Origin of the sequence: Duganella sacchari (assembly GCF_900143065.1) — a bacterium.
GTDB classification, from domain to species: Bacteria; Pseudomonadota; Gammaproteobacteria; order Burkholderiales; family Burkholderiaceae_D; genus Rugamonas; species Rugamonas sacchari.
Genome location: NZ_FRCX01000036.1, coordinates 1 through 2,378, shown reverse-complemented (window position 1 = coordinate 2,378; position 2,378 = coordinate 1). Strand labels below are relative to the sequence as shown.

Here is a 2,378-nt window from a genome sequence, read left to right as displayed (position 1 = left end):
GTAAGCTTCCAGCCCAGCCACCTGTTCAACGGTCTTAGAACTGCGTAGAGTTCGGGAATGGCAGCAACGAATCGATCTGGCTGTTAGGGCACGTCGGGAGACGTTCCAACACGTTGGCCAGCCAATGCAGCGGATCGAGGCCATTGAGCTTGGCGGTGCCGAGTAATGTTTGGATGGCGGCAGCGCGTCGGCCGGCGCGCTCGGAGCCTGCGAACAACCAGTTCTTTTTGCCGATGGCGATGGGACGGATCGCATTTTCCACGGCATTGTTATCAATCGGGAGCGCGCCCGATTCCGCGTAGCGCACCAGTGCCGGCCAACGCTTGAGCGCGTGCTCAATGGCCTTGCCCGTGCCACTGCCAATAGCAACGGTTTGCTGCGTCGCCAGCAGCCAGGCATTAAGTTCGGCCAGTGCGGGCTGCGCCTGTTCCTGGCGCAGTTGCAGGCGCGCCTCGACCGTCATGCCGCGGGCCTGCTGTTCGACGGCATACAAGGCCGCAATGCGCCGCAGCGCTTCCGCCGCCAGCGGGCTACCGTTGGCCGCGTGCAGCTCGAAGAACTTACGCCGCACATGTGCAAGACAAGCCAGCTCGGTCACGCCTTCGTTAAACACGGCCTTGTAGCCGACGTAGTCGTCCACCATCAGGTGGCCGCGCCATCCCTGCAGGAAGGCGCGCGCATGCGCACCGGCGCGGCCGGTTTGGTAGTCGAACACGATGATGGGCGGCCCCTCGTCCAACGCATTGGAGCGATAGGCCCACAAGTAGGCATGGCGCGTCTTGCCTTGGCCCGGATCGAGCTGGCGCACCGGCGTTTCATCGGCATGCAGGCAGGAGCGCTGCCGCAGCAGCACAGCCAGCCGATCGCTCAGCGGCTGCAAGGCCACGCCGATCTTGCCCACCCATTCGGCCAGCGTGGAGCGGGCCAGTGGCACACCCTGGCGGGCCGCGATCTGCTCCAGCCGGTACAGCGGAAGATGATCGGCGAATTTGCTGACCGCCAGCCAGGCCAGCAAGCCCGGTGCCGCCATGCCGCCGTCAATCACGGCAGCCGGAATCGGTGCCGCCGTCATCGTTTCGCAGCCACGGCAGGCATATTGCGGCCGGATGTGGCGATGCACGAAGAAACGCGCCGGCTCGACGTCGAGTTGCTCGCTGATGTCTTCGCCGATCTTGACCAGGTCGCGGCCACAGGCCTCGCACTGACAGGACGCCGGCTCATGGCGGTGCTCGATGCGCGGCAGTTCCGGCGGCAACGCCTGGCGGCCAGCGCGGTTGCGGGGCTTGGCCTGGCGCTTGCCTTGCAGCTGCTCCAGTTCCGCCTCCAGCGCCGCCAGGTCGGCTTCGCCCGTTTCATGGAACAGGTCAAGCTGCTCGCCGCTATACGCCTCGCTGGCCTTGCCGAAGCGGATACGCCGGTGATGCGCCAGTTCCAACGTCAACGCCTTGATCTTGAACGCCTTGAACTCGCTGTCGGCGGCCAACTCTTGATTTTGCACTTGCAGTGCCTGCAACCGCGTATCCTTCTCGGCGATCTGCTCATCTTTCCCGGCCAGCATGGCCTGCAACTGCGCAATGAGCGCAGGGTCGGCATTGGTGCGGGCGAGTTGTTCGAGTAGATCCATGCCGTGATGTTAACAGAACGACGCCTTGGTTAACAGGCCTGCCTACAGTTTCCACGCTGCCGGTGGCGGCGCCGACAAGCGTTGCCAGTCCACGCCCGACACCAGCCATTGCCACTGCTCGGCTGTGAGATGCCAGCAGGCCTCGCCAGGACGCGGCCAGACGAACTGGCCACGATGCAGGCGGCGCACGCACATCCACACGCCGTTGCCATCCCAGCACACCACCTTCAGGCGCGTCTGCCGCCGGTTGCTGAACACGTAGGCCGTGCCGTCACACGGCGCCCGCCCCAGCGCCTGCTGCACGTACAGGGACAGGCGGTCCATCCCGGCACGAATGTCCACCGGCGCGGTGGCCAGCCAGATCGCCTCTGCCTGCAACTGCATCACAGACGCTGCAGCAGGTCCGCCAGCCAGGCCGCTGACGTGTCAGGCGGCAGCTCGACGCTCCAGCCCTGCGGCCCGCACAACTTCATCGCCGGCGCCGCTGCCGCAGCGCCTTGTACCGTGACCGGCACCAGCGCGGCCATGGAGGGCACGGCTGACAGCCGGCGGACCCAGTAGCCAACCTGACGTATCGGATAGCCTTCCTGTAGCGCAAAGGCCCGCTGCGACAGGCCACTGGCCCGCCAGCGCTCAACGCGCTCTTGCCACAGCGCTTCTCGTTCGGTGTTTGCCATCCTTATCTCCCTCGTGAAAACGGGGAAGTATGGCCTGGGACTTCAGCCGTTCATAGGTGGATGGGCCGGACGCTTAC

Annotated in this window: 3 protein-coding genes; all 3 read right to left on the bottom strand. The window is 65.3% G+C overall.

From position 1 onward, the window contains the following. Positions 1-34 precede the first annotated feature (34 nt). From tnpC to tnpA, 3 genes are read right to left on the bottom strand one after another with little or no spacing between them, the layout of a single operon-like run. Entirely contained in the window at positions 35-1,624 is a 1,590-nt protein-coding gene (tnpC, locus tag BUA36_RS29840; protein WP_072791164.1) for an IS66 family transposase, read from the bottom strand. Positions 1,625-1,666: 42 nt separating this feature from the next. Beyond that, a complete protein-coding gene (gene tnpB / locus BUA36_RS29835; protein ID WP_072791161.1) occupies positions 1,667-2,008 on the bottom strand; it encodes an IS66 family insertion sequence element accessory protein TnpB in 342 nt (113 codons plus the stop codon). After that, positions 2,008-2,301, bottom strand: a complete 294-nt coding sequence (gene tnpA / locus BUA36_RS29830; protein ID WP_072791158.1) for an IS66 family insertion sequence element accessory protein TnpA — start codon at positions 2,299-2,301, stop codon at positions 2,008-2,010. The genes tnpB and tnpA overlap by 1 nt, the downstream gene beginning before the upstream one ends. Between the last annotated feature and the right edge of the window lie 77 nt (positions 2,302-2,378).